We start from the raw sequence: 1225 nt of genomic DNA on the forward strand, positions 1-1225 counted from the left end.
GTCCATCACGAACGCGAACCGCTGCCCCGGCCGGGGCACGCCCACGTCGGCCCGGGTGACGCGGCGTCCGTCGACGTCCAGGTGCCCGACGCGGATCAGCTCGCCGACGGCCGGCCCGGCGATGCCGTACGCGGCCAGCTTCTCCGGCAGCATCCGGTGCCCGTCCGGCTCGACCAGCCGGTAACCGTACGTCTCGATGGGGTGCCGGAGCCGGCGTGCCTCCAGCGTGCCGCAGCGCAGGGCGATCCGCTGCCCGTCCGCCTCGACGGGCTCGACCCGCAGCTCGGCGGTCTCGTAGAACGAGGTGGCATACCGCAGTCGGGCGAAGTATTCGGCGCCGCCGGCGGGAAAGTGCACAGCGACCGGGTGGGCCACCCGGTCCAGGGAGAGCCGCTGGATGGTGCCGGGCAGGCCCAGGCAGTGGTCGCCGTGGAAGTGGGTGACGCAGATCCGGGTCAGGTCGGTGGCGGTGACGGTGGTGTGCAGGAGCTGGCGCTGGCTGCCCTCACCCGGGTCGAAGAGGATCACCTCGTCGTCCCACCGCAACACGTACCCGTTGTGGTTGCGCTGACGGGTCGGCGCCTGGCTGGCCGTCCCCAGCACCACAAGCTCGCGCATGGACATCGCCACTCCCGCGGATATGGAGCGACCCCCGGGGCGCTCCGCGCATGTGCGCGGGCCGGCTGGACTTGGCCGGCACCCCGGGGGTCGGGTGGCTGTCGTGGATTCGCCGCACCGCTGCCACACGGTCTCGACGATGGTGCTTTTGCCCGCCTCGCGGCAGACCGATCACTGTCGAGGACAGCGGCTAGCTGACAGCCACCTCACGAGTCCGATTGCTATACAAGTCTGGACCACCTCCTTTCACGTGTACGGCCACGTTATCGAGTTCTCGTCGGGCTCGGCAACGGATTTCGATCACAGGCCGAACGGGAATGCCCGGACACCTCCGGGGGTGGCCGAACGGCGGTGGCTCAGGTGGCGAAGGTCGGATCGGCGTACCCCATCGCCCTCATCTTCGCCGCAGTGAATCGGCTGCCGGCCCGACCCGCTGCGACTCCTCTTCATCGAGGTGGCGGGCGATGGGCTCCAGAAACACGTCCATGCCGTACGGGTCGCAACGGGTTGGAGCCGCACAGCCGTCGGGGCGCGGCCACCCTCGGTGCGGATCTGGAGCGGAAAGTCGCCGGTCTCCTCCACCCGATCCATCTTCACCTGGTCGAGC

General features: G+C 70.0%; 1 protein-coding gene. It reads right to left on the minus strand.

The annotated features are described in order from the left end of the window. Positions 1 to 624: ribonuclease Z (locus AB0B68_RS32065; protein WP_357264756.1), on the minus strand; the 624-nt coding region annotated here is incomplete at its 3' end. Positions 625 to 1225 lie beyond the last annotated feature (601 nt).

Origin of the sequence: Micromonospora sp. NPDC049049, assembly GCF_040649115.1 — a bacterium.
Lineage (GTDB): Bacteria > Actinomycetota > Actinomycetes > Mycobacteriales > Micromonosporaceae > Micromonospora.